This is a genomic window from Tepidimonas sp., assembly GCF_046292505.1.
Lineage (GTDB): Bacteria > Pseudomonadota > Gammaproteobacteria > Burkholderiales > Burkholderiaceae_C > Tepidimonas.
Genome location: NZ_JBKBQX010000163.1, coordinates 1 through 815 on the forward strand (window position 1 = coordinate 1; position 815 = coordinate 815).

The 815-nt window shown below is 62.3% G+C and carries 1 protein-coding gene and 1 pseudogene; both read left to right on the forward strand.

All coding sequences use genetic code 11. The annotated features are described in order from the left end of the window. Nucleotides 1–147 (forward strand): annotated as a pseudogene (locus tag ACK4TH_RS12480) (bifunctional 3,4-dihydroxy-2-butanone-4-phosphate synthase/GTP cyclohydrolase II); the annotation flags it as partial. After that, complete coding sequence (gene ribH, locus ACK4TH_RS12485) at nucleotides 144–647, forward strand: 6,7-dimethyl-8-ribityllumazine synthase (RefSeq protein ID WP_409626915.1); 504 nt, start codon at nucleotides 144–146, stop codon at nucleotides 645–647. The pseudogene ACK4TH_RS12480 and the gene ribH, both read left to right, overlap by 4 nt. The last annotated feature ends 168 nt before the right edge of the window (nucleotides 648–815 follow it).

Sequence of the window (815 nt, forward strand, 5' to 3'; positions counted from 1 at the left end):
CGTCTATACGGCATCGGCGCACAGATCCTGCGTGAGCTGGGTGTGGGCAAGATGCGCCTTTTGGCCAGCCCAAGGAAGATTCCCTCGATGGCCGGCTTCGGCCTCGAGATCTGCGGCTATCTGACGCCGGAGGACATTCCCGCATGAGTTTCACGCCAAAACCGACTTCTCCATCTCACCCAGCGGGTCGCTGCGCCGATCTCACCGAGATCGAACCTGATCTCACAGGCAGTGGGCTCGCCATCGGCATCGTCATGGCGCGCTTCAACAAAAGCGTCGGCGAAGGTTTGCTTTCCGGCTGCTGCCATGAGCTGCGTCGCCTCGGCGTTGCCGATGTCACTCTCGTCACCGTGCCTGGCGCACTGGAAATCCCGCTCGCCTTGCTGAGACTGGCGCAGACAGGCAAGTTTTCCGCGCTGGTGGCCATCGGCTGCGTAATCCGCGGCGAGACCTACCACTTCGAAGTCGTGGCCAACGAATCCGCTCGCGGCGTCACCGAGGTGCAGCTAGCTACCGGCGTGCCGATCGCCAATGCGATCCTGACCGTCGAGAACGAGGAACAGGCCGAGGTGCGGATGAGCCAGAAGGGTCTCGAAGCCGCGCAATGTGCCGTCGAGATGGCCAATCTGCTGAAAGCGCTGAAGTGAGCAGCGAAAAATCACACCCCGTCAAAGCGAGGAAAGCGCCGACGAGCCCGCGTCACCGTGCGCGCGAGTTCGTCGTCCAGGGCATCTACCAGCATCTGGTCGGCGGCCAGGATCATGCCTCCATCATCACCCAGGCCGAATCGGTGCCGGGCTTCGAAAAGGCACATC